The sequence below is a fragment of the Synechococcus sp. HIMB2401 genome, from assembly GCF_042883245.1.
Taxonomy (GTDB): domain Bacteria; phylum Cyanobacteriota; class Cyanobacteriia; order PCC-6307; family Cyanobiaceae; genus Parasynechococcus.
In genome coordinates, this window is record NZ_JBDJKK010000001.1 from 1 (window position 1) to 18,567 (window position 18,567).

The 18,567-nt window shown below is 57.9% G+C and carries 27 protein-coding genes and 1 tRNA gene; 11 read left to right on the forward strand and 17 right to left on the reverse strand.

Annotation, left to right across the window (positions count from 1 at the left end; translation table 11 throughout):
- The first annotated feature begins 213 nt into the window (after positions 1 to 213).
- Positions 214 to 420: a YqaE/Pmp3 family membrane protein gene (locus AAXE93_RS00005; RefSeq protein ID WP_390128597.1), complete on the forward strand. Its 207-nt coding sequence runs from the start codon at positions 214 to 216 to the stop codon at positions 418 to 420.
- A gap of 8 nt (positions 421 to 428) precedes the next feature.
- Here the strand turns inward: AAXE93_RS00005 and AAXE93_RS00010 are convergent, their stop codons facing one another.
- The 4 genes from AAXE93_RS00010 to AAXE93_RS00025 form a co-directional block, all read right to left on the reverse strand.
- Positions 429 to 941 carry a hypothetical protein gene (locus AAXE93_RS00010; protein ID WP_390127093.1) on the reverse strand — a complete coding sequence of 171 codons (513 nt, stop codon included), beginning with the start codon at positions 939 to 941 and terminating at the stop codon, positions 429 to 431.
- A gap of 60 nt (positions 942 to 1,001) precedes the next feature.
- A complete protein-coding gene (locus tag AAXE93_RS00015) occupies positions 1,002 to 1,640 on the reverse strand; it encodes a DUF389 domain-containing protein (RefSeq protein ID WP_390127095.1) in 639 nt (212 codons plus the stop codon).
- 13 nt (positions 1,641 to 1,653) lie between these two features.
- A complete protein-coding gene (locus tag AAXE93_RS00020) occupies positions 1,654 to 2,448 on the reverse strand; it encodes a prohibitin family protein (protein WP_390127097.1) in 795 nt (264 codons plus the stop codon).
- Between the two features lie 103 nt (positions 2,449 to 2,551).
- Positions 2,552 to 2,830 (reverse strand): hypothetical protein, encoded by a 279-nt coding sequence (locus AAXE93_RS00025; RefSeq protein WP_114988186.1) that lies wholly within the window; start codon positions 2,828 to 2,830, stop codon positions 2,552 to 2,554.
- Positions 2,831 to 3,387: 557 nt separating this feature from the next.
- On the opposite strand from AAXE93_RS00025, the gene AAXE93_RS00030 reads away from it, so the two are divergent.
- Positions 3,388 to 3,681 (forward strand): hypothetical protein, encoded by a 294-nt coding sequence (locus AAXE93_RS00030; RefSeq protein WP_390127099.1) that lies wholly within the window; start codon positions 3,388 to 3,390, stop codon positions 3,679 to 3,681.
- A 4-nt stretch (positions 3,682 to 3,685) separates the two neighbouring features.
- On the opposite strand, the gene AAXE93_RS00035 is transcribed toward AAXE93_RS00030, so the two are convergent.
- Complete coding sequence (locus AAXE93_RS00035; RefSeq protein WP_115010336.1) at positions 3,686 to 3,982, reverse strand: hypothetical protein; 297 nt, start codon at positions 3,980 to 3,982, stop codon at positions 3,686 to 3,688.
- Between the two features lie 107 nt (positions 3,983 to 4,089).
- On the opposite strand from AAXE93_RS00035, the gene AAXE93_RS00040 reads away from it, so the two are divergent.
- The 4 genes from AAXE93_RS00040 to AAXE93_RS00055 all read left to right on the forward strand — a co-directional run bounded on the left by AAXE93_RS00040 (position 4,090) and on the right by AAXE93_RS00055 (position 5,949).
- Complete coding sequence (locus AAXE93_RS00040) at positions 4,090 to 4,578, forward strand: hypothetical protein (protein ID WP_390127101.1); 489 nt, start codon at positions 4,090 to 4,092, stop codon at positions 4,576 to 4,578.
- 155 nt (positions 4,579 to 4,733) lie between these two features.
- Positions 4,734 to 4,940, forward strand: coding sequence for a hypothetical protein (locus tag AAXE93_RS00045; protein WP_390127103.1), 207 nt, complete (start codon positions 4,734 to 4,736; stop codon positions 4,938 to 4,940).
- An 80-nt stretch (positions 4,941 to 5,020) separates the two neighbouring features.
- The gene (locus AAXE93_RS00050; protein WP_255441877.1) at positions 5,021 to 5,305 is read left to right on the forward strand and encodes a hypothetical protein; all 285 of its coding nucleotides are present in this window, start codon (positions 5,021 to 5,023) and stop codon (positions 5,303 to 5,305) included.
- A 326-nt stretch (positions 5,306 to 5,631) separates the two neighbouring features.
- Positions 5,632 to 5,949: a DUF3288 family protein gene (locus AAXE93_RS00055; RefSeq protein WP_250397367.1), complete on the forward strand. Its 318-nt coding sequence runs from the start codon at positions 5,632 to 5,634 to the stop codon at positions 5,947 to 5,949.
- A gap of 523 nt (positions 5,950 to 6,472) precedes the next feature.
- On the opposite strand, the gene AAXE93_RS00060 is transcribed toward AAXE93_RS00055, so the two are convergent.
- Together AAXE93_RS00060 and AAXE93_RS00065 are read right to left on the reverse strand one after the other, a co-directional pair.
- On the reverse strand, positions 6,473 to 6,676 hold the full coding sequence (locus AAXE93_RS00060; RefSeq protein ID WP_390127106.1) for a hypothetical protein: 204 nt from the start codon (positions 6,674 to 6,676) through the stop codon (positions 6,473 to 6,475).
- A gap of 120 nt (positions 6,677 to 6,796) precedes the next feature.
- Positions 6,797 to 6,967, reverse strand: a complete 171-nt coding sequence (locus tag AAXE93_RS00065; RefSeq protein ID WP_255441878.1) for a hypothetical protein — start codon at positions 6,965 to 6,967, stop codon at positions 6,797 to 6,799.
- A 140-nt stretch (positions 6,968 to 7,107) separates the two neighbouring features.
- On the opposite strand from AAXE93_RS00065, the gene AAXE93_RS00070 reads away from it, so the two are divergent.
- From AAXE93_RS00070 to AAXE93_RS00080, 3 genes are all read left to right on the forward strand, one after another.
- A complete protein-coding gene (locus AAXE93_RS00070; RefSeq protein ID WP_390127108.1) occupies positions 7,108 to 7,380 on the forward strand; it encodes a DUF3303 domain-containing protein in 273 nt (90 codons plus the stop codon).
- 282 nt (positions 7,381 to 7,662) lie between these two features.
- Complete coding sequence (locus tag AAXE93_RS00075; protein WP_390127110.1) at positions 7,663 to 7,950, forward strand: DUF3104 domain-containing protein; 288 nt, start codon at positions 7,663 to 7,665, stop codon at positions 7,948 to 7,950.
- 575 nt (positions 7,951 to 8,525) lie between these two features.
- Positions 8,526 to 8,699 carry a DUF3104 domain-containing protein gene (locus AAXE93_RS00080; protein WP_390127112.1) on the forward strand — a complete coding sequence of 58 codons (174 nt, stop codon included), beginning with the start codon at positions 8,526 to 8,528 and terminating at the stop codon, positions 8,697 to 8,699.
- 141 nt (positions 8,700 to 8,840) lie between these two features.
- On the opposite strand, the gene AAXE93_RS00085 is transcribed toward AAXE93_RS00080, so the two are convergent.
- The 3 genes from AAXE93_RS00085 to AAXE93_RS00095 all read right to left on the reverse strand — a co-directional run bounded on the left by AAXE93_RS00085 (position 8,841) and on the right by AAXE93_RS00095 (position 10,441).
- Positions 8,841 to 9,254: a hypothetical protein gene (locus tag AAXE93_RS00085; protein ID WP_390127115.1), complete on the reverse strand. Its 414-nt coding sequence runs from the start codon at positions 9,252 to 9,254 to the stop codon at positions 8,841 to 8,843.
- Positions 9,255 to 9,328: 74 nt separating this feature from the next.
- Positions 9,329 to 9,928, reverse strand: coding sequence for a hypothetical protein (locus AAXE93_RS00090; protein ID WP_390127117.1), 600 nt, complete (start codon positions 9,926 to 9,928; stop codon positions 9,329 to 9,331).
- 439 nt (positions 9,929 to 10,367) lie between these two features.
- Positions 10,368 to 10,441 (reverse strand) — tRNA-Arg (locus AAXE93_RS00095).
- 89 nt (positions 10,442 to 10,530) lie between these two features.
- On the opposite strand from AAXE93_RS00095, the gene AAXE93_RS00100 reads away from it, so the two are divergent.
- Positions 10,531 to 11,241 carry a helix-turn-helix domain-containing protein gene (locus AAXE93_RS00100; protein ID WP_390127119.1) on the forward strand — a complete coding sequence of 237 codons (711 nt, stop codon included), beginning with the start codon at positions 10,531 to 10,533 and terminating at the stop codon, positions 11,239 to 11,241.
- 19 nt (positions 11,242 to 11,260) lie between these two features.
- On the opposite strand, the gene AAXE93_RS00105 is transcribed toward AAXE93_RS00100, so the two are convergent.
- Positions 11,261 to 11,497, reverse strand: coding sequence for a hypothetical protein (locus AAXE93_RS00105; protein ID WP_115081645.1), 237 nt, complete (start codon positions 11,495 to 11,497; stop codon positions 11,261 to 11,263).
- Positions 11,498 to 11,516: 19 nt separating this feature from the next.
- Complete coding sequence (gene rsmI / locus AAXE93_RS00110; RefSeq protein ID WP_390127122.1) at positions 11,517 to 12,374, reverse strand: 16S rRNA (cytidine(1402)-2'-O)-methyltransferase; 858 nt, start codon at positions 12,372 to 12,374, stop codon at positions 11,517 to 11,519.
- A gap of 26 nt (positions 12,375 to 12,400) precedes the next feature.
- Between rsmI and AAXE93_RS00115 the strand changes: the two genes are divergently transcribed.
- Positions 12,401 to 13,318 carry a 3'(2'),5'-bisphosphate nucleotidase CysQ gene (locus AAXE93_RS00115; protein ID WP_390128599.1) on the forward strand — a complete coding sequence of 306 codons (918 nt, stop codon included), beginning with the start codon at positions 12,401 to 12,403 and terminating at the stop codon, positions 13,316 to 13,318.
- Positions 13,319 to 13,325: 7 nt separating this feature from the next.
- Here the strand turns inward: AAXE93_RS00115 and AAXE93_RS00120 are convergent, their stop codons facing one another.
- The 5 genes from AAXE93_RS00120 to AAXE93_RS00140 form a co-directional block, all read right to left on the reverse strand.
- Positions 13,326 to 15,491 (reverse strand): polyribonucleotide nucleotidyltransferase, encoded by a 2,166-nt coding sequence (locus AAXE93_RS00120; protein WP_188021730.1) that lies wholly within the window; start codon positions 15,489 to 15,491, stop codon positions 13,326 to 13,328.
- A 107-nt stretch (positions 15,492 to 15,598) separates the two neighbouring features.
- Complete coding sequence (rpsN, locus tag AAXE93_RS00125) at positions 15,599 to 15,901, reverse strand: 30S ribosomal protein S14 (RefSeq protein WP_011363576.1); 303 nt, start codon at positions 15,899 to 15,901, stop codon at positions 15,599 to 15,601.
- Positions 15,902 to 15,958: 57 nt separating this feature from the next.
- Complete coding sequence (gene rseP, locus AAXE93_RS00130; protein ID WP_390127125.1) at positions 15,959 to 17,041, reverse strand: RIP metalloprotease RseP; 1,083 nt, start codon at positions 17,039 to 17,041, stop codon at positions 15,959 to 15,961.
- A gap of 24 nt (positions 17,042 to 17,065) precedes the next feature.
- Positions 17,066 to 18,343 carry a serine--tRNA ligase gene (serS, locus tag AAXE93_RS00135; protein WP_390127127.1) on the reverse strand — a complete coding sequence of 426 codons (1,278 nt, stop codon included), beginning with the start codon at positions 18,341 to 18,343 and terminating at the stop codon, positions 17,066 to 17,068.
- Positions 18,344 to 18,385: 42 nt separating this feature from the next.
- Positions 18,386 to 18,547 carry a hypothetical protein gene (locus AAXE93_RS00140; RefSeq protein ID WP_390127129.1) on the reverse strand — a complete coding sequence of 54 codons (162 nt, stop codon included), beginning with the start codon at positions 18,545 to 18,547 and terminating at the stop codon, positions 18,386 to 18,388.
- Between the last annotated feature and the right edge of the window lie 20 nt (positions 18,548 to 18,567).

Here is an 18,567-nt window from a genome sequence, read left to right on the forward strand (position 1 = left end):
CTGCTGAGTCCACTCCTGTGGCTCTGCAGGCTCCTGCCATCGGTTGATCTGGAATCAACAAACGGTTCAGATCAACTGAATCGGAAAGCCCCCTCCTCGGAGGGGGCTTTTTGTTGTGCTTGCAGAATTGAGCTCCAATCAACCATCCATAGCGAGGAGCCATCTGTGCTTCAGGTGGTGATGGCTAGACATGGGCACCCCCGTGCTCCTCTGATGACCTGCGGCGACATCTTTCGGATCATCATTGCCCTATTCATTCCCCCTCTGGGTGTCTTCACTCAGGTGGGATTGACGCAGCCCTTTTGGATCAACCTGGTGATCTATCTCTTTGCCGTTGGCGGCCTTGGGTTCCCAGTCTTGTTTGGCATGTGGCCAGCCGCTGTGGTTCACGCCCTGTTTGTCATCCTGACCCGCAAATAAATCGCGTTTCAGCAAACTGGTTTTGAACAGATTGCTGCTACGGCTGAATCTTCAGCTTGATCTTTCGGTTCATCTTCAAGCACCTGTGGCGGCGCAAGGTCTGTGTCCGCGTCGTTGAAGATTTGCTCGAGGTCAACCTCAAGGTCCACTTCATTGCCTTCCACCACGCTCACGTTGATGCGTTGCACCTGCATCTGCAGTTCAAGGCCAGGGAATTGTCCTGCAAGTCTGCTGTTGATCGTGTCTTGAATGTTCTGAACCTGTTTGTAACTCGGCAGCTTGGGGTCGAGTGATCGCACCACCACCAGGAAGCTTGGGGCTTGATTTTGTTCCCAGTAGTCGGGCCAGTCGAAGACGACCTTTTCCAGTTCCACGGCGTCGTTGGCGCCAAAGGTCAACGTCTCATTCTTGAGGTAGTAGCGGATCTCAGATTCAATCTGTTTTTGGGCCACCTCCCGATTGAGCCTGTATCGGTATTGCTCATACCTGCCATACAGTTTTTGACCCACCAGCACGGCCAAACCCAATGCCAACAGCACGGGTAAGCGTGAGCGGCGGCGGCGACTGAGTTTGTCGCGGAACTACGGCTCACGAATCGCCAGCACCGTGATCCCGCCAATCAGAATTCCAAGCAAGTTGGCGGCATAGAGCAGTGCAGGACCCTGGGCGCTGCTGATGTCTGGCCCGGAGAGCATCAATCCCATCACGCACACCGGCGGCACCAAGGCCACGGCAATCGCCGTGCCGGCCATCGAACTCACGGCCCCAGGGTTGACCTTGGCGTAGGTCGCGATGGCACCTGCCGCCAAGGCGATTCCCAGATCAAATGTGTTGGGTTCAAGTCGGGCGACGATCTGTTCCGGCAAGGCCTCGACCACAAGCAAGCCCTGACCGCGTGCGATGAGGCCCAATCCCATCGACAGGATCAAGGTGATCCCTGCTCCGGCGACAAGGGTGATCAGTGATCGTGACAACAGCCTGGCCTGCCCGATCAGGATCGCGAACACCGCCACCCGCAGCGGAAGGATCCACGGCGCTACAACCATGGCACCGATGATCACCGCATTGTTGTCGGCGACCAAACCCAGGCTGGCGATCAGGCTGGCGCCAACCGTCAGAACGATGAAGGATTCGTTCAGCCGTGCTTCAGCGTCGTAACTGCGGCGCAGTTCTTCGAGACGATCTTTGTCTTCGAGAAGCGATTGTTGATCAACAACCACGGCTGGCGTTGGTTCAGCTGCGTCGCCCCACAATTACTGGAGGTGTGCTGGGGTTGCTGCCCGGAAGGGCCGGTACCACCTCCGTTTGCCCATCCCATTTGTCGAGGAAAAGCTTGTAAAGCACCTGATCGTCCAGGCTGCGGTTGAGGGTGTCGTAGCGCAGGGCTTCCTGCTCAGCGATTTTCACTTCGGTCTGGGCGCGGAGCAGTTGCTGCTCTGCGATCTGTTTCTGTTCAATGGCAGCGCGATATTCCTCGGCGATCTGCAGGCCTGTGAGGTCGAGACCGCGCACTTCCACATAATCAAATTTGTCGAGTTCTTCGGCGACCGTGCGCTCTACCAGGGCGGAGATGTCGTTCCATTCGGTGGCAATGGTGACGAGCTCGTACTGGGAGAAGACCGACTTCAGGGCTTTCAGTAATGACGGCTGAATGATTCGGGGGTAGATCTCCCGGTCGTTGCCGGCGATAGTTCTGTAGATCCGTCCGGCTTCGTTGGGGCGAACGGCGTATTTCACGGTTGCGGTGGCTTCGATCACCTGGAGGTCTTTGGTGAGGGTGGCAAATTCCTCCGGTTTGACCTGGGTGCGCACATCAAAGGGATACACCGATTGAATGAACGGCACCTTGAGATTGAGGCCCGGGAGTCTCGAACCTCCGCTCACCTTGCCCAAGGTGGTGACCACGGCAACCTTGCCGGCCGGAACGATGAACAGAGCCTGCCCCAACAACAGCAGCGCGGTGAGAACGACGGCAACCACCACGGCGAGGCTATTGGCGGGATCGTTGATCCGTCGTGGGGTTTGCATGATGGGCCTAGATCCTGACTCGATGATGTCGGGTTTGCTCGTGCGCCGTTGGCTTAAGGCCCGGTTCTCCGCCAAACCGACATCATCAGGATCTGACGGATGCCTAGTTCAACCAAAGCGATTTAAAGGCTCTTGGGTATGAATCGCGCATGCTCATCGAGGTCTCGCGGATGAAGGTGATGCACGCCTTGGATCCGTCGAACACTTTCGCTTTGATCATCATCTGCATGGCTTGCTGAAGCGTTTTTCCTTGTCCCAGGCTGGTGTCGATGATCTTCACCGCTTCGGCCGGTTCACAAGGACCCAGCTCAAGGGCGCCTGCTGAAGACGGGAGCACGCTCAGAGCAATCGCTAGTAGCAGCAATCCGTTCAGGGCACGCATTTGGTCGAGATTTTGTGTTGCTGCACGGAGCCTATGGCGTGGATCTGAGTCTTGCCTGAATAAGTTGTTGGTTTGATTTCACGTGCTGGGTCAGAGCTGAAGCAGTCTTCAGTTCACTGAGATGCGTCAGATCCGTGAACAAAGTTATGCAGATGTGGCTTACCTCTTCTGCATGGGCATGCCCCTTGGCCATGTGAGCTCTGCAGACAGGGCTGCCTTGTCATGGAAGAAGGCATAAAAAAACCTCCGTTGGACGGAGGAATAAGCCAAGTAATCCCCATCACCCGGCGTTTCAATAAGTGTAGTGCTTCTCGTCAAGTTTGTGCAGCTGATCCACCAGATGTGGTGGATTGAATCTCACAAAATATCGCTTGGCGGGGCCTTATCCACAGGAAAGTGGAAAACTTTGCCAGCCCGTGTTGTCGCCATTTCTTCAAAAGGCCTGCAATCACTGGTTTGTTCGGGTAGGCTGTGGATATCCCCATCACCCGGCCGCCCATATGAGGCGGCTTTTTTGTGCCTGGGCTGCCAGTGTGGTCCCGTATTCCACAAGCCCTATGACGGTGAACCGGGAGCAGGCCAGGGATGCGCTGGCGACACTTCTCGAGGTTTTCGCTGGGCCGAACTACTCGGGCGCATTGCGTGATGGTGATCTCACCACCCGCCTTGAGCGATGCACGGTCTGGGTGAAGGCTGAAGCCTCTGAGGCGGCATCTCTGATCGAATCATGCGTCCCCCATGGCAAGCCGATGCTTGCTCAGGCTCAGCAACGCCTGGCTGTTCTGGAATCGTTGAAGACGTTGCAGGCGGTTGCCGTCAACCATTTCGGCTCCCTCGACGATCCCCGTTAACGCGTCAGTCGCGACGCAGCCATGGCGAAGCATTGCTGAACCAGTCGCCGAGATCATCTTCTGGATGCTCAGGGTCGTCTGGATGACGTCGCCCCAGGTCGAGATCGGCCATCAAGCCGTCGAGGCCTTGTTGTGTGCCTTCCCGTTGAAAGCGTTGCGCTCTGCTTACCCACGTGCTCACGCTGCGATCGCGTTCGGCAAATTTTTGAAGGTAGACGCGTTCCTGGAGTGACACGAACTCACCCTGAGCGAGGCGGCTGCAGATGTTTTGCAGTTTCAAGCGTGTCGATGTGGTCAGCATGATCGGTTCACCTTTTTCAGGTGATAGGGACTTCCGACCTTGCCTTCAGTGGCCCAAGGCACCATTTTTTGCACGGGTGCATGGTCTGGTTTTCATATCCTGACGGGATGGATCATGAGGAAACCCAGAGCCTGACGCCGATTGCATCGGACTCGCCCTGGTTGGAGCGCTGTGGCACCTTGTTGCGTCCGCAGAGCGATCCTGCATTGTTCGGTCCAGCGGACGCAGATCTCTTCTTCGCTGCAGATGGTCAACCGCGCTTTTACGTGATGCGGATCCGCCGCCGGCCTCCTGTGCTCAAGTCGATGACGCGGCACCATCGCGTGAGTCAGTGTCTGGGATCTGCCGATGCCCAACCCTGGTGGCTGGCCATGGCCCCTTCCACGGATTCTGGCTGTCCGCCCCTCGCTTCCTCGATCGCATTGATCAAGTTTCAGGCCGGTGAAGCCTTCAAGCTTCATCCGGGAACGTGGCATGCAGGCCCTTTTGTTCAGGAGCAATCAGCGCTCTTTTTCAACCTTGAATTGAGAACGACCAACGAAGACGACCACAATTCGCTCGCATTGGCGCAGCTTTTGCGGTTGAACTTGATTTAGTTGCCTCTGGCTGTAACGGGATGAACAGCGCAACTCAGCTTGGGTGCCCTATATTTAGTTTGTAGCAACCGCTACAAACGTTCACTTCGCTACACAGCGAAGCGCAGTTCGACTCAGGGCATGGAACGGGGCCTGAGCTTTCTACGAGGAACACCATGAATGCTCTTCAGCTTCTGAAGGAGCGTGAGCTGCGCGTGCAGCTCCGCAACAGCTCCAAAAAGGCCGTGGCTCGCGTATCTGAATCCGGCGACTACACCTCTGCACATCTCTCTCCCGTCAAGCTGGCGAAAGAGAAGGTGGCTCCAACTCAGTTGAAATATCGAGGAGTGACCTACGAAGCCATGCGTGCCAATTGGCTCTGACTCCTGTTTCACTCAAGAGATGAAGCCCCACTTCGGTGGGGCTTTTGTTTGGATGGACTGATCGTGTGTGCAAGTCGACAGTGGCCTTTGATGTTGCGACCACCGGGTCAATGTCGTATCTGGATGTAAGGGATCAACTGCCATCGATTGACCCAGAAAATCTTTCCCCGCAGGACGTTCTGACCATTCTCCTGCATCTGTTCCAGCAGCAGCCCGGGTTCGTTGACCGTGGCCATGAGGTCAATAATAAAGAAACAGCTTGGGTGAATGGCTTTCTCTTTCGTCTTCAAAATGATGCCTCAGCTGAGCGTCTTTTTATTGAGGAAGTTGGTTCAAGTGTCGACAAAATCTCGGCTTTGCGCTGATTACAACAGCTGATCAAGCGATCCCAACGAGTTTCTGTTGATCCTGCACAGAACGCACGTGCTCCTCGAGCCTTTGTTCAGTTCGAGTCAGGCGCATGTTTGCGGTTCAAGAGCTAACAGTTGATGGTTGGTCCAATCGTGCCGAACACGCTTCCAAAGACAATGCCTTCTGGCATGCCCGTGCCCGTAGTGATGCTGATGGGCACACGTATCGCCTGATCAGCGAGGAAAAGCACGTTGTCTGCCTGCTCACAAGTCGTGGGTCTGAGTGCTGGGAGCTCGACTGATCTGCTGCTCTGCTCGCCCTGTTCAGGCATGATCGGTGGATGACCGACGACACGCAGCAAACCCATCCGCTTTACGCCATCGATCGTGACCAGATCGATGCTGTGTTGGGTCATGGGGGCGAACCAGGCCCGCAGCAGTTGACAACGATTGCTGCATTATTTTCGCGATATGCGGATTTTCCTGGCGCTGAAGATATTCGTGATGATCTGCAGAAATGTCTCACGCTATGGGGACTTTCGCGCGACGAGTTGAATCTCAAGACGCGTCAAATCTGGGAGAGTGGCTGGCGGCCTGGGCAGGATCCTGGGGCTGAAGGTGTTGGTTCCGGGGCCGATGTGGAGGATGCAGATGCTTGATGCTTGCCTGTATGGCTCTTCCCTTAACTGTTTGAACGTGAGCCCGAGATGAGAGCGGGCTGGTGTTGTTTCATGGGTAATTAGCCAAAGAGGAAGGCCGCCCTTCCCGGTGGAAAGACGGCCTAACTCGCTCGTTTGTGCATCGTTCAACCCATCACTTCAGCTAGGGAAAGAAAGGGTCGAAGCGTCTGGCTCGAGGCGCCCTGGGGCCATGGACTCGAGTGTTGGGTCGTTTTCTCCGAGGGCACCTGAGACGGTGCAAGTGGAGCGTCGATTGGCGTGGCGGACCATTGCGTGCCCACCAAAGGACCAACCCAGGTCATTGTTGAGACTGTTGGAGCAGGGGCCAGAAAGTCAGTCTGCTTCTACGGTCTGCTGGGGTGGAGTGTCGTCCGTCATGGGCTCCTCCGATCTCGATGCCCATAGTTTTGTGCCTTCGGGGCACAAAGTCATCAGCATTAAGGCGCATTGCCTTGAGGGCCTGAACGATTGATTGTTGGGGTGGCGTGCCTTTCAGTTGGTTTCAAGCCTCGGGCTGGTTCTCGACGCCCCTTGATGCCCGTTCTTCCGCTGTGAGGTATTCCTCGATGAGGGGGGAGTGTTCACCTCGCTGAACGGCGGCGATCTCCCGTTCGATGTTCTGAATGAACAGCTCGTTCCCGTTCCGCTTGGCCACCGCAAGCACACGCTCGAGGCGTTCCAGTTCCGCCTGCTGCTTTTTATTCATCCCATGAAACGTCAGTGATTCCCCACGCTGGCAGGGTTGGATCAATAACGCTGAACAAGCTGGCCTGACGTGTTGCTGAACTCGCTGGAGTTTGGCGCTGAGGCTGATGTCAAAGCCCGCTTATGCAGCCTCTGATTCCTCCTCCTCATACAGAGCCTTGAGCTGATCGAGCTCAACCATCAGATATTGAATTTCAAGCCAGTCCGTCGAAAGGTCAATGGCGGTTTCCAGGCGGTCAATCTGACGCTTAAGAAGCTCCGGCATTCCGCCATCTGGCTGCATGGCTCCCATGTAACCGCGCATGACGCTGGATGCAAGACGACTGCTGATGACGATTGAGGGAAGGGCTTGCAGCGATCTATCTCGCCGTGTTCGCTCTCACAGACAAGCTGTTTGGCATGTGGGAATGTTCGATCGCTTCAACACCTTCCATGACCTTTTTGATGCACTGGTCGTTCAAGACCGGCTACCACGAAATCGCTGCCAAGAAGTTTCTGGCAACGGGTGCGCCTTTCCCTGAGTGCAAGTCCTGGAAGCGTTGGCACGCACCGGGTTCTGTTGAGGGCTGGATTCTCGTGGAGGCAGAAAATGCCGATGCCTGTTACGAGCACGCCGCGGAGTGGGCCGAGTGCCTCGACTGGGAGGTCACCCCAGTGCTGTCAGATGAGCAAGCTGGCCCCCTCATCGCCAAGGCCTACAGCTGATCGTTTGATCTGATCGGTGCCCCTCACACTTCGAGGGGCTCCACAACCCGTTTGAACCATTCCGAGACGTATTCGTTGGAGTGGCTTCGTCGTAGACGCCCCCTGATGGATTCGAACCATCGACCGACTGCTTAGAAGGCAATAGGTCAACCAGCTCAGATCGCAGGCTGTGACTAGAAGGCTCCCCGCCACTTTGCGGGAAGTGCGCAGATTGGTGCGCAGAACTGACCGTTGACTCTTCCGCTCCGAGGGGTTTAGTACATGCGTACTAGCAAGAGGGTTATGTCGGTTGATCATGCAAGCGGCGTTGCAGCGCCCAAATCAGATCCGGTTTTCTTGAGCGTCAAACCAGGCATGTGCGTGATCGTCACTGACACCGATGGTGCTTGGCGTATGGCTGACGTGATTTGGGTTGATGGTGGTGCCAGGAACCCCAAGGTCCCCACGCTCTTTCAGGTTGCTGACGTTGATACCGGCGTCATCAACTGGGTCAACGCTGACCTCGTGACCCACATCAAGCACTACGCCCAGTGGATTGACGAAACGACCTTGGTGGACCGAGTGGCGTAGTGGGAAGGGGTACTGGTCTCACAGCCGGAATCACTTACGAAGCGTCAGCAGCGGATGCAGCAACAGCAGTCGTGAATGGACTGGAGATGGAAGGGGAAGACGAATGGAGCTCTTGCAGCTGAGCCCAACCGCTTAGGAAGCAGGTAATGCGACGAGTCTGAGTCTCAACACAGCACAGCTTTAATGACTTGAATTTTCCAAAAAAAACCTTAAAAAAGGGTGTCTTTGAGTTTTGATCTCCTCAAGACAGCAAATACGCCTGATGACCTACGTCAGCAGTCGTATTTGTTCGTCTTTAAATCGTGACTACAGTCACATCCCCTTTGTCAGTAGCTTATAAGTGACAAGTCGCGTGGCTGAGCAAGTCCACGACTGCGGATCCGAGAGTCATCCTCACCTCTTGGATTCGTATGCCATAAATTAAGGACATAAGTCTAAAAATACAATCAATTTCAAACCCACTGCACATATCTACCAATACATAAAAAGAACGCTCTAGTGACCTAGTCGGCTTACTATTTGTGCGGTGTTGCAGCACACAAGGCGGATCCTGTCTTTCTGAATGTCGGGCAGGCATGACGGTGATCGTTGATGACGGCAGCGACTGGTGGATGGCTGACGTGATCTGGGTGGATTGCGGCGCCAGAAACCCCAATGTTCCAACGTTGTTCCAGGTGGCTGATGTCGATACCGGCGTCATCAACTGGGTCAACGCTGACCTGGTGACTCACATCTGCCCCAGGGTTTGAAACGTCAACCAAACGTCAACCAAAACGGCCTAGAAGTTCCAACCTGTTCTCAGAAGGCTCAACCTCTGTCAATTGACTCACATTTCTAGCGATCATGAGGACCCAGTAAAAGAAGTAAGAAGTAAGAAGTAAGAAGTAAGATTAGTCTATTATGTAGTAATAAGGATTTACCTGAATGCCAGACATGAACAAATTCAGGCGATGCCAAAATTCAGAATTTCCATGAAACTCAAAAGCCGCAAGCTTTTTTGCTTGATCTTTATCTCTATAAACAATCCAAACGGTTGAATTGACACCTTGGTGAAGCTTCCAAGTTCGTTCTATTTGTTCAGGAGTAATTCCTGGCCCTGAGTCAACAGTCATTTTTTCCTTGGAGAATCTGACCATGCACACCTGTCCCCATTTTTCACAGTAAGCTTTAAACTCATTTTCAAAGAAACCTCTAAACAATGTTTTGCCAGGACGACTGGAGTTAATTCCCTTTTCAGCAGCGCCAAGATCAGCAAACGCAGGTACTGGCATCAACAAGAGGATGGCAATTAATAACTGCTTCATGAGGTGATGTCTGAGTTGAAAGCAAGGCCTTGTTCAATTAGAAGCGATAGTTGTCGCAAGGGCTATAGAATTATTCACCAATCTCTTGGGGTTCTCCTGGGTTTTTTTGGTTTTTCTTCTTTGACTTCAGGAGAGTAATTTTGAATATATGTTCTAGTCATTTTTCCTGATTTTTCTGCGGCAGCATCGCCATCAAGAGTTCCTGTTGACCCCACTGCGGTTGCAGCAGATTCTGCATCTTTAATTTCTTGAGCTGTTCTTACCTGGCCCATCCCAAGTCCTGTTATTAGTTGCATCTCATTAATAAACCTTCTTGCTGGCTTATCATTTTTAAATTGAATATTTAGAGAAGTCCTTCTCCCTTCGCGATCATATCCATTGACTAAAAAGTTGAACTCATGATTCTTTGCCAAAAATCCAAGTAGGCCAAGAGGTCCAAGAAGAATCGTGGTAGCGACGCCCGTTCCAACCGAGGTTGAACTATCACCGCCGCCCCCCCAGTCGGTTACTCGCTCAGGGGGGATGCTGCCATTTGGAGATCGGATTTCACTAGCACTCACAAACACCGTGCACTTTGTTCCCCCACACAACGCCTCATAACTGCCTGCAAAAGCGGGTACCCCCGCATTCAGCAAAGCGGCACTGGACAGGACCGGTAAAAGCAGGCGTTTCAATTGATCTCATGGATACCACTCTCATTATTCCTCTTGCCTTAGCTACGCATCACGGAGGAAAGCCCGGGGTGTCCAAGCCCCGGGCCAGTACGCACCACAAGCAGGGCGCTGTCGCGGTTAGGCGCGCCAATAACTCACTGTCAGGTTCTGGTGTTGCCGTGGCGATAGCCCCAGCCAGGACGACTGGCTTTGGCAGCTTCGTGGTCCAACTTCCTGCGCAGCAGAAGCTCGTAAAGCATCTTCTGTGCGCCGACAGCAGCTGCGAACTGACCTGACTCTTCGGCTTTCAGAGCAGGTACCGGCTCCTGCGGCCAGTGCGCGGAAATCGCAACCCCACCCCCCGTGCAGTTGAGCTTGGGTCAAATCTGCGCACAAACGTCGCTTTTCAAGAAAAAACGGCTTCCAGCAAATCGCTGAAAACCATTGGTATGACTGTTAACGCCCCCTGATGGATTCGAACCATCGACCGACTGCTTAGAAGGCAGTTGCTCTATCCAGCTGAGCTAAGGGAGCAAGCGCCCACATATTGGCAGGCTGCTTCGAGGCAGGCTGGATTTGGAAGCCTTGCGCCATCTAAGGTGATGGGCTATTGATCGGCATCCATGGCCCCGCGTCGTCTCAGCGACAGCGAGAAGCAGGATCTGGTCGGTCGTTACAAGGCCGGCGAGTCAACATCAGCTTTGGCAGAGGCCTTTGGCTGCAGCCCTAACACCGTGAGTCGCACGGTGAAAGCACTGTTGCCAGCTGATGCTTATGCCGCGCTGAAGGCCAGCAGGCAAAAAGGGCTGGCGACTCCTCCTCCGCCAACCGTCACTCAGGTGGAAGAACCAGAGGCTGACTCCCTCAAGGAAGACGACAGCAGCCTGGCCCTGGATGACGCAGATGACTTCGGCGAAGACTCTGATGAGGAGCTCGCTGAAGACGATGACAACGGCAGCGTTGAAACGTTCACGGAGCTTGTTCCCCTGCTTGGGGTGGGAGATCTCAGTGATCGCCCACTGAATCAAGCCCAACCGTTCAGTGTCGACCTGCTGCCGGACAGCGCTTACATGCTGGTTGACAAGGTGGTCGAGCTGGATGCGCGCCCCCTCAAGGAGTTCCCCGAGTTGGGCCTCCTCGACGATGCCGAGCAGGAACGGCAGGGGTTGTGCCTGTTTGCCAGCCCCCGCGCGGCCAAGCGCCAGTGCGGGCGGAGTCAGCGGGTGATCAAGGTTCCCGATACGGCTGTGTTTCAGCGCACCAGCAGTTACCTGTTGGCCCGGGGCATTACACGACTAGTGCTGGACGGAACCTTGATTGCGCTGGATGCATGAGCACCGCCGCTGATTGCTCTTAATCGAAGCGATCGCGTTGATCGGGAAGCAAAACGGCCGTTGCGGTTCCGCCGCTGATCACCCCGATCACCATCGCAATCCCCACGAGAAAACCCGTGGGAAGAGGCACTGAGCGCTGCCCCCCGAGTTGGAGCGTGTGGCGATCCTGAAGGTTCTGGGCTCCAAGGCAGAGCAGCAGCAGCAGCAGCAGGCCACCGCCAAAGCTGATCAGCAGAAGACGCAGGCGAATCAACACAGCACAACCGTCGACGGGCTTAGTTTGACGTGCCCTGGTGCAAGAGGGCATACAGGCGTCGTCTGGACAGCCCTGTGGTCTGGGCCAGTTGCCGTGCAGCGTCACTGGCGCTTGCACCCTCGTCCTGCAACGCCTGCAGCTGCCTGAGCAGCTCATCGTCGTTGGGTTCTTCCACGTTCTGCGACGGTGCTCCCCCCAGCACAATCGTGCATTCCCCCTGGGGCGGGTGCTGCTGAAAGTGCAGCAGGGCACGATCCACCGTCGGCCCCACCTGTTCTTCATGGCGTTTGGTCAGTTCCCGTGCCACCTTCAGAGGACGGTCTCCTCCGCAGTGGTGCTGGAGTTCCTCGAGCAACGTGATCAGGCGGTGCGGCGCTTCGTACAGCACCGTTGTGCGGGGTTCATGGCTGATGGCTTCGAGGCGGGCCCGCCGTTCCTTGCCTTTGGCCGGCAGAAATCCTTCGAAGCAGAAGTGTCCACTGGGCAGGCCACTGCTCACCAGAGCAGTGGTGGCGGCGCAGGGGCCGGGGATGCAGATCACGGGATGGCCGGCCTGGTGCGCTGCGGCCACCAGCTCTTCACCGGGGTCGCTTATGCCCGGCAGCCCGGCATCACTGATTATCGCCAGGCTTTGACCCTCCGCCAGTAGATCCAGCAGTTGGGGCACGCGGGTGCGGGTGTTGTGCTGATGAAAGGACAGCTTGCGGCCGCCCGCTCCAAGGCTGCTGAGCAGCTGTCCGCTATGCCGAGTGTCTTCACAGGCGATCACATCGACGCTGCGGAGCAAGTCACGGGCGCGTGGTGACAGGTCCCCCAGATGACCAATGGGAGTGCCCACCAGATAAAGGCTGCCGCCGCTTGGTTCATCCCGCTGCATCACAATGGCGAGCGCCTCTGATGATCATGATGCCCAGCTCTGCCGTCCTCCCCGCTGGCGTTGACAAGGAGGCTCTGCTGACGGAATTGCGTCGCTTGAGTTGGGGTGCCGCCGACATCCTGCGGGCCTATGCCCGCGGCGAGCAGCCTCCGCATGGTTTCCCCAAGGCGTTGAGTGTCGATGAAGGCGGAGAGGGCCCCGTCTCTGCAGCTGATCTGGCCGTCAACAAGTGGTTGCTGGATGGGCTGTCGGCCGCGTTCCCCAAGGCCGACTGGACGCTGCTCAGCGAGGAGACCGCCAAGGAGCAGCTCACGGAAGGCCAACCGCTGCCGGCGGAGTGGCTGTGGATTCTCGATCCCCTGGATGGCACCAAGGATTTCCTGCAGGGCACAGGCGAATACGCCGTTCATCTGGCCCTGGTGCGCGACAAGCGGCCGGTGATCGGTGTTGTGCTTCTGCCGGAAGCCGATGAACTTTGGATCGGCATCGTTGGTGAGGGTGCCTGGTGTGAAGACCGTCAGGGTGAGCGGTCGCCGGTTCGCTTCAGCGCCAGAACCGAGGTTTCAGATCTGATCCTGGTGGCCAGCCGCAGCCACCGCGACGACCGTTTGGTCAAGCTCATTGATGCCCTCAATCTCGGCGGTTCCAAAGCCGTGGGCAGCGTTGGCTTCAAGGTGGCCACGATCCTGAGAGGCGAAACCGACCTCTACGTTTCCCTCTCCGGCAAGAGCGCTCCCAAGGATTGGGACATGGCTGCTCCGGAGGCGGTGTTGCTGGCGGCCGGTGGTCGTTTCACCCATGCCGATCAGGCCGACCTCACCTACAACACCGGAGATGTGCGACAGGCCGGCTGTCTGATCGCCAGCCATGGAAAAGCCCACGCCGAGCTCGGAGAGCGTGCGACGCGGGCCATGGCCGAGATCGATCCCGGCTTTCAGGTCTGAGACCTGATCAGCTGAGCGGTGCCACTGGGGTGGGTTGAGGCTCCACTTCGGCGGCATCGCCGGCCTGGGGCACGCCCCGCAGGGTGAGGTTGATGCGGCCGCGGTTGTCGATTTCGCGCACCCGCACGGTCACCTCGTCGCCCACCTTCACCACGTCTTCGACCTTCTCGACGCGAGCTTCGGAGAGCTGCGAGATGTGGATCATGCCTTCCTTGCCAGGGAGGATCTCCACGAAGGCGCCGATCGGGATGATCCGGGTGATCGAACCGGAGAACACCTCGCCCTCGTTCACCTTGCGGGTCAGGCCTTCGATGATCTTCTGGGCTTCTTCAGCCGCAGCACCATCGTGGGAGGCGATGGTCACGATGCCGCCGTCCTCGATGTCGATCTTGGTGTTGGTGCGCTCGGTGATGCCCTTGATCGTGCGTCCACCTGGGCCAATCACGGTGCCGATCAGCTCTGGATCAATCCGGAAGCTGAGCAGACGTGGGGCATGGGGAGACAGGTTGTCCCGAGGGGTGTCGATCGCCTCGAGCATCTTCTCGAGGATGTGCAGCCTTGCTGGACGTGCCTGGTTGACGGCTTCAGCCACCGTCTTCACCGAGAGGCCGGTGATCTTCATGTCCATCTGCAGGGCGGTGATGCCCTTCTCGCTGCCGGCCACCTTGAAGTCCATGTCGCCGAGGAAGTCCTCGATGCCCTGGATGTCGGTGAGGATCCGTACCTCATCGCCCTCTTTGATCAGACCCATGGCTGCGCCACTCACCGGAGCCTTCAGAGGCACACCGGCATCCATCAGCGACAGGGTGCTGCCGCAGACGGAACCCATCGAGGTGGAACCATTGGAGCTGAGCACTTCGCTCACCACCCGCACCACGTAGGGGAAGGTGTCCTTCTCGGGGAGCACCGGAAGAATGGCGCGTTCGGCCAGGGCGCCATGGCCAATCTCACGACGACCGGGGGAGCGCATCGGCCGTGTTTCACCGACGGAGTAGGGAGGGAAGTTGTAGTGGTGCAGGTACAGCTTCTCGGTGTTGGGATGGAGATCGTCCATCTCCTGGGCATCGCTGGGGGTGCCCAGGGTTGCGGTGGAGAGCACCTGGGTGAGTCCCCGTTGGAACAGACCAGAACCATGCACCCGGCGCGGCAGGACGCCGGCCATGGCGCTGATCTGGCGAACCTCGTCGAGGCCGCGTCCATCCACACGCTTGCCGTCTTTGAGAATCTGCTGGCGCATCAACTTCTTGGTCAGCGCCTTGAAGCTGTTGCCGAGCAGTTTCGGGCTGCTGGCCAGGGCTTGGCGAACGGCGTGGTCGTCCTTGAGACCTGCGATGGTCTCGGACACCTCGCCCTTCACGGTTTCCAGGGCTGTGTCCCGCTCGTCCTTGCTCTGATCAAATTTGCTGAGGACAGCGCTGATCGCCTTGGTGCACTGCTTCTCGAGATAGGCAGGAACGGTGCTGTCTTCCTCCGGCTTCTCCGGCTTCACCTGGGTGATGCCCAGATCCTTCAGCAGCTGTTCCTGTGCCTTGATCAGTTCGCAGATAGCTTCGTAGCCGAAATCAATCGCCTCGATCACGTCTTGCTCGGGCAGTTGGTTGGCGCCGGCCTCAACCATCACCACGCCGTCAGGGGTGCCGGCGACTACCAGGTCCAGATCACCCCGTTCGATCTCCCGATAACTCGGGTTGAGCACGAAGTCATCCCCGAGCAGTCCCACCCGCACGGCGGCCATCGGGCCGTTGAAGGGGATGCCCGCCAGCAACGTGGCAATCGATGCACCCGTCACCGCAAGAACATCGGCGGGGACCCGCTCATCAAGGGACAGGCAGGTGGCCACCACCTGTAGGTCGTCGCGCAGCCAGCTGGGGAACAGTGGCCGCATCGGGCGGTCAATCAGTCGGGCCGTGAGCGTGGCCCGTTCGGGGGGGCGGCTCTCACGACGCATGTAGCTGCCAGGAATGCGGCCAGCTGCATAAAGCCGCTCCTCGTAATCGCAGATCAGCGGCAGGAAATCAATGCCTTCTCGTCCGCCTGAACGGGTTGCGGTCACAAGCACGGCGGTGTCGCCACACTCCACCAAGACGGATCCTCCCGCCTGAGGGGCGAAGCGCCCGGTGGTCAGTCGAATCTCGCGTCCGTCAAAGGAGATCGACTGGGTTTGTCCTTGCACGACGTCTTATGTCCTTTTGTCAATCACAAGTCTGACATTTCATGGCTGCTCTTCACAAGAAAGGGGAGGCCAAGCCTCCCCCTCACGACGCCGTGGCGACAAGCTGATCACCAGCTGGACTTGACCACGCCGGGCAGTTCACCTTTGTGGGCGCGCTCACGCAGCTGGTTACGGCAGAGACCGAAATCGCGATAGACGCCGCGGGGCTTGCCGGTGGCCCAGCAGCGGTTGCGCACACGGATGCGTGCGCTGTTGCGGGGCAGAGCCTGGATCTTGCGATGAATCTCCAGGCGATCCATCGGATCTTCGGCTGCGTTGAAGGCTGCCATCAGTGCTGCGCGCTTCGCCGCATAGCGCTCAACCGTTTTCTTGCGCTTCACATCGCGAGCGATCATCGACTTCTTGGCCATGCAGCTGAGGGCAGCGAGTGAACGAATCGTCAACGATACATGGGCGCCATCACCCTCCTAGCGACCCATCAATTGCTGGACCACCGGTAGCTGGCTGGTGTCACGCACGATCAGCACAAGCGTGAGCCCCACCAACAGAAGAAAACCGGATTGCACGAAGGCCATTTGGATTCGTTCGGACACCGGACGCCCCCGAACGGATTGAATCGCCAGCATCATCATCTGCCAGCCATCGAGCAGCGGCAGCGGCAGTGAATTGAGCACTGCCAGATTGATGGAGATCAGGGCTGAGAAGAGCACCAACCCGGATCCCCCCTGCTGGCTGAGCTGAGCTCCCATCTCAACGATCTTGACGGGGCCACTCACCTGCCCCGCCGTGGCGCGGAAGTTGGTCAGGAGGCCGGCGTAGCCACGCACGGTTTGCTTCAGCATTTGGCTGAATTGCGAGCCGGTGGTGAGCACCAGTTCACCGGGATTGCGCACGGGGCGCATCTCCCCACTGATGTTGGCCTGCAGCTGGGCGCCGATTTTTCCTGTGCCCTCTTGATCGTCGGGGATGAGTTCAAGGGTGGACGTCTCGACTCCTCGCTTTCGCTCCACACGGATGGCTCGCTCGGGTGCTGCTTTCACATCCCGAACCATCGCTTCAACGCCCCGTTGTCCTGCAGCAAGGGGTTGGGCATTCAGGCTGAGGATCTGGTCACCGGCACGAAGCCCGGAGCGGGCGGCAGCGCCACCCGGTTGCACCTGCACCACCAGAACCCCTGGATCCGGCGCGGCGGGAACGCCGACAAACGCTGCCTGAGCGAACAGCACCACCAGTGCCAAGGCCAGGTTGGCCAACACCCCTGCAGCCACCACCAGGGCTTGCTGGGGGATGGGCCGGTTGCGCAGCAGATCAGGATCATCAGCCGGGATCGTGCTCTCTTCATCGTCGTCAGGGAAGGCGACGAAACCACCCAGGGGCAGCAGCCTCAGGGCGTAGGTCACCCCACGCCGTTGCCGCTTGATCAGGGCCGGGCCAAAGCCAATGGAAAAACCGCTGACGCGGATGCCCTGGAGCGTGGCAGCGAGGAAATGGCCGGCCTCATGCACCACGATCAGCAGGGCGAGCACCAGAAGGGCGGCCAACACGTTCATATGTCCGTCAGGAGTCCAGTCGGATCATTCTGGCTGGAGTCGCTCGCGGCCGACGTAGGGCACCAGCGCTTTGGGCAGCAGGACGCTGCCGTCGGGCTGTTGGCCGTTCTCCAACAGGGCCGCCATGGTTCTGCCGACGGCCAGGCCACTGCCGTTCAGGGTGTGAACCAACTTTGTGGCCTTGCCCTCCTTGGTGCGAATGGAGGACCGTCGCGCCTGGAAATCGCCACAGACGCTGCAACTGGAGATTTCCCGGTAAGCCCCTGCTCCCGGCAGCCAAACCTCGAGGTCGTAGGTCCGGCGGGCGGAAAAGCCGAGGTCGGCGGTGCAGAGGTCCAAGACCCGATAGGGCAGCTCCAGCGCCTGAAGCACGGCCTCTGCATCGGCCGTGATCTGTTGGTGCGCCTCTTCGGAGTGATCGGGGTGCACAAACCAGTACAGCTCCACCTTGTTGAATTGGTGCAGGCGGATCAGGCCACGGGTGTCGCGGCCGTAGCTGCCGGCCTCACGGCGGAAGCAGGGGCTGTAGGCGGCGTAGCGCAGGGGCAGTTGATCTGCCGGGATGATTTCATCCCGGTGCAGGGAGGTCACGGGCACCTCAGCGGTCGGTGTCAGCCAGAGGTCGTCCTCCGCGCAACGGAAGCTTTCCTCGGCGAACTTGGGCAGTTGTCCTGATCCGGTGAGGCTGGCGCTGTTCACCAGCACAGGGGGCAGCACCTCGCGGTAGCCCTTGCTCGTGTGGAGGTCGAGCATGAAATTGATCAGGCCACGCTCCAGCCGTGCCCCCTGGCCCATCAGCGTGACAAAACGGCTCTGCGCGATGCGGACGGAGCGCTCGGTGTCGAACAGCTGTAACCGCTCAGCGATCTGCCAGTGCTCGTCGAGGTTGTCATCAACCCAAGGGGTTCCCCAGCGGCGCACTTCAACGTTGTCGTCTTCGCTGCGTCCATCAGGGCAGGCCTCTGAAGGGAGGTTGGGGAACCCCAGCAGCTGCTGCTTGAGCTCACTGGAGAGCTGCTTTTCCTCCTCCTCCAGCACCGCCACCTTCTGCTTGATGGCATTGCCCTGTTGGCGGAGTTCGGCGACCTCGTCGCCCTTGGGATCAGCGCCCGACTTGATGCGTTGGCCAACCTCCTTGCCGATCCGGTTGCCTTCCGCCTGCAAGCCGCTGCGTTGTTGCTCCAGGTCGCGCTGCTGCTGGGCAATCAGCTGCAGTTTGCTGAGATCAACAGCCTTACCTCGTCGCCCCAGTTGCTGGGAGATCGTTTCGGGGTTGTCACGCACAAGGCGCTGATCGAGCACGGTTTCAGGGGCGTCAGCGCCGGCAGCCTATGGCAGTACCTTTCAGAGCACCTGGCCGACCATCACCGCCGCGATGCCCGAGAACAGGGTGATGCTAAGGGCGGTGAGGGGGCTTTGCCCCTGGGCCACGGCCATGGTCGTGATCACACCGGCACCAAGGCAGGCCACGCAGAGCTGAGTGGCGATGTCGTTGCGGCTCTCCACGTTGGTCCTGCTGTTGTTGG

Excerpts from the sequence above, each read along its gene's own strand:
- AAXE93_RS00030 (WP_390127099.1), top strand. The coding sequence starts at position 3,388 with ATGACGGTGAACCGGGAGCAGGCCAGGGATGCGCTGGCGACACTTCTC.
- AAXE93_RS00045 (WP_390127103.1), top strand. The coding sequence starts at position 4,734 with ATGAATGCTCTTCAGCTTCTGAAGGAGCGTGAGCTGCGCGTGCAGCTC.
- AAXE93_RS00060 (WP_390127106.1), bottom strand. The coding sequence starts at position 6,676 with ATGAATAAAAAGCAGCAGGCGGAACTGGAACGCCTCGAGCGTGTGCTT.
- AAXE93_RS00085 (WP_390127115.1), bottom strand. The coding sequence starts at position 9,254 with ATGAAGCAGTTATTAATTGCCATCCTCTTGTTGATGCCAGTACCTGCG.
- AAXE93_RS00100 (WP_390127119.1), top strand. The coding sequence starts at position 10,531 with ATGGCCCCGCGTCGTCTCAGCGACAGCGAGAAGCAGGATCTGGTCGGT.
- AAXE93_RS00020 (WP_390127097.1), bottom strand. The coding sequence starts at position 2,448 with ATGCAAACCCCACGACGGATCAACGATCCCGCCAATAGCCTCGCCGTG.
- AAXE93_RS00025 (WP_114988186.1), bottom strand. The coding sequence starts at position 2,830 with ATGCGTGCCCTGAACGGATTGCTGCTACTAGCGATTGCTCTGAGCGTG.
- AAXE93_RS00005 (WP_390128597.1), top strand. The coding sequence starts at position 214 with ATGACCTGCGGCGACATCTTTCGGATCATCATTGCCCTATTCATTCCC.
- AAXE93_RS00115 (WP_390128599.1), top strand. The coding sequence starts at position 12,401 with ATGATGCCCAGCTCTGCCGTCCTCCCCGCTGGCGTTGACAAGGAGGCT.
- AAXE93_RS00055 (WP_250397367.1), top strand. The coding sequence starts at position 5,632 with ATGACCGACGACACGCAGCAAACCCATCCGCTTTACGCCATCGATCGT.
- rpsN (WP_011363576.1), bottom strand. The coding sequence starts at position 15,901 with ATGGCCAAGAAGTCGATGATCGCTCGCGATGTGAAGCGCAAGAAAACG.
- AAXE93_RS00075 (WP_390127110.1), top strand. The coding sequence starts at position 7,663 with ATGTCGGTTGATCATGCAAGCGGCGTTGCAGCGCCCAAATCAGATCCG.
- rsmI (WP_390127122.1), bottom strand. The coding sequence starts at position 12,374 with ATGCAGCGGGATGAACCAAGCGGCGGCAGCCTTTATCTGGTGGGCACT.
- AAXE93_RS00070 (WP_390127108.1), top strand. The coding sequence starts at position 7,108 with ATGACCTTTTTGATGCACTGGTCGTTCAAGACCGGCTACCACGAAATC.
- AAXE93_RS00080 (WP_390127112.1), top strand. The coding sequence starts at position 8,526 with ATGACGGTGATCGTTGATGACGGCAGCGACTGGTGGATGGCTGACGTG.
- rseP (WP_390127125.1), bottom strand. The coding sequence starts at position 17,041 with ATGAACGTGTTGGCCGCCCTTCTGGTGCTCGCCCTGCTGATCGTGGTG.
- AAXE93_RS00065 (WP_255441878.1), bottom strand. The coding sequence starts at position 6,967 with ATGGGAGCCATGCAGCCAGATGGCGGAATGCCGGAGCTTCTTAAGCGT.
- AAXE93_RS00035 (WP_115010336.1), bottom strand. The coding sequence starts at position 3,982 with ATGCTGACCACATCGACACGCTTGAAACTGCAAAACATCTGCAGCCGC.
- AAXE93_RS00040 (WP_390127101.1), top strand. The coding sequence starts at position 4,090 with ATGGATCATGAGGAAACCCAGAGCCTGACGCCGATTGCATCGGACTCG.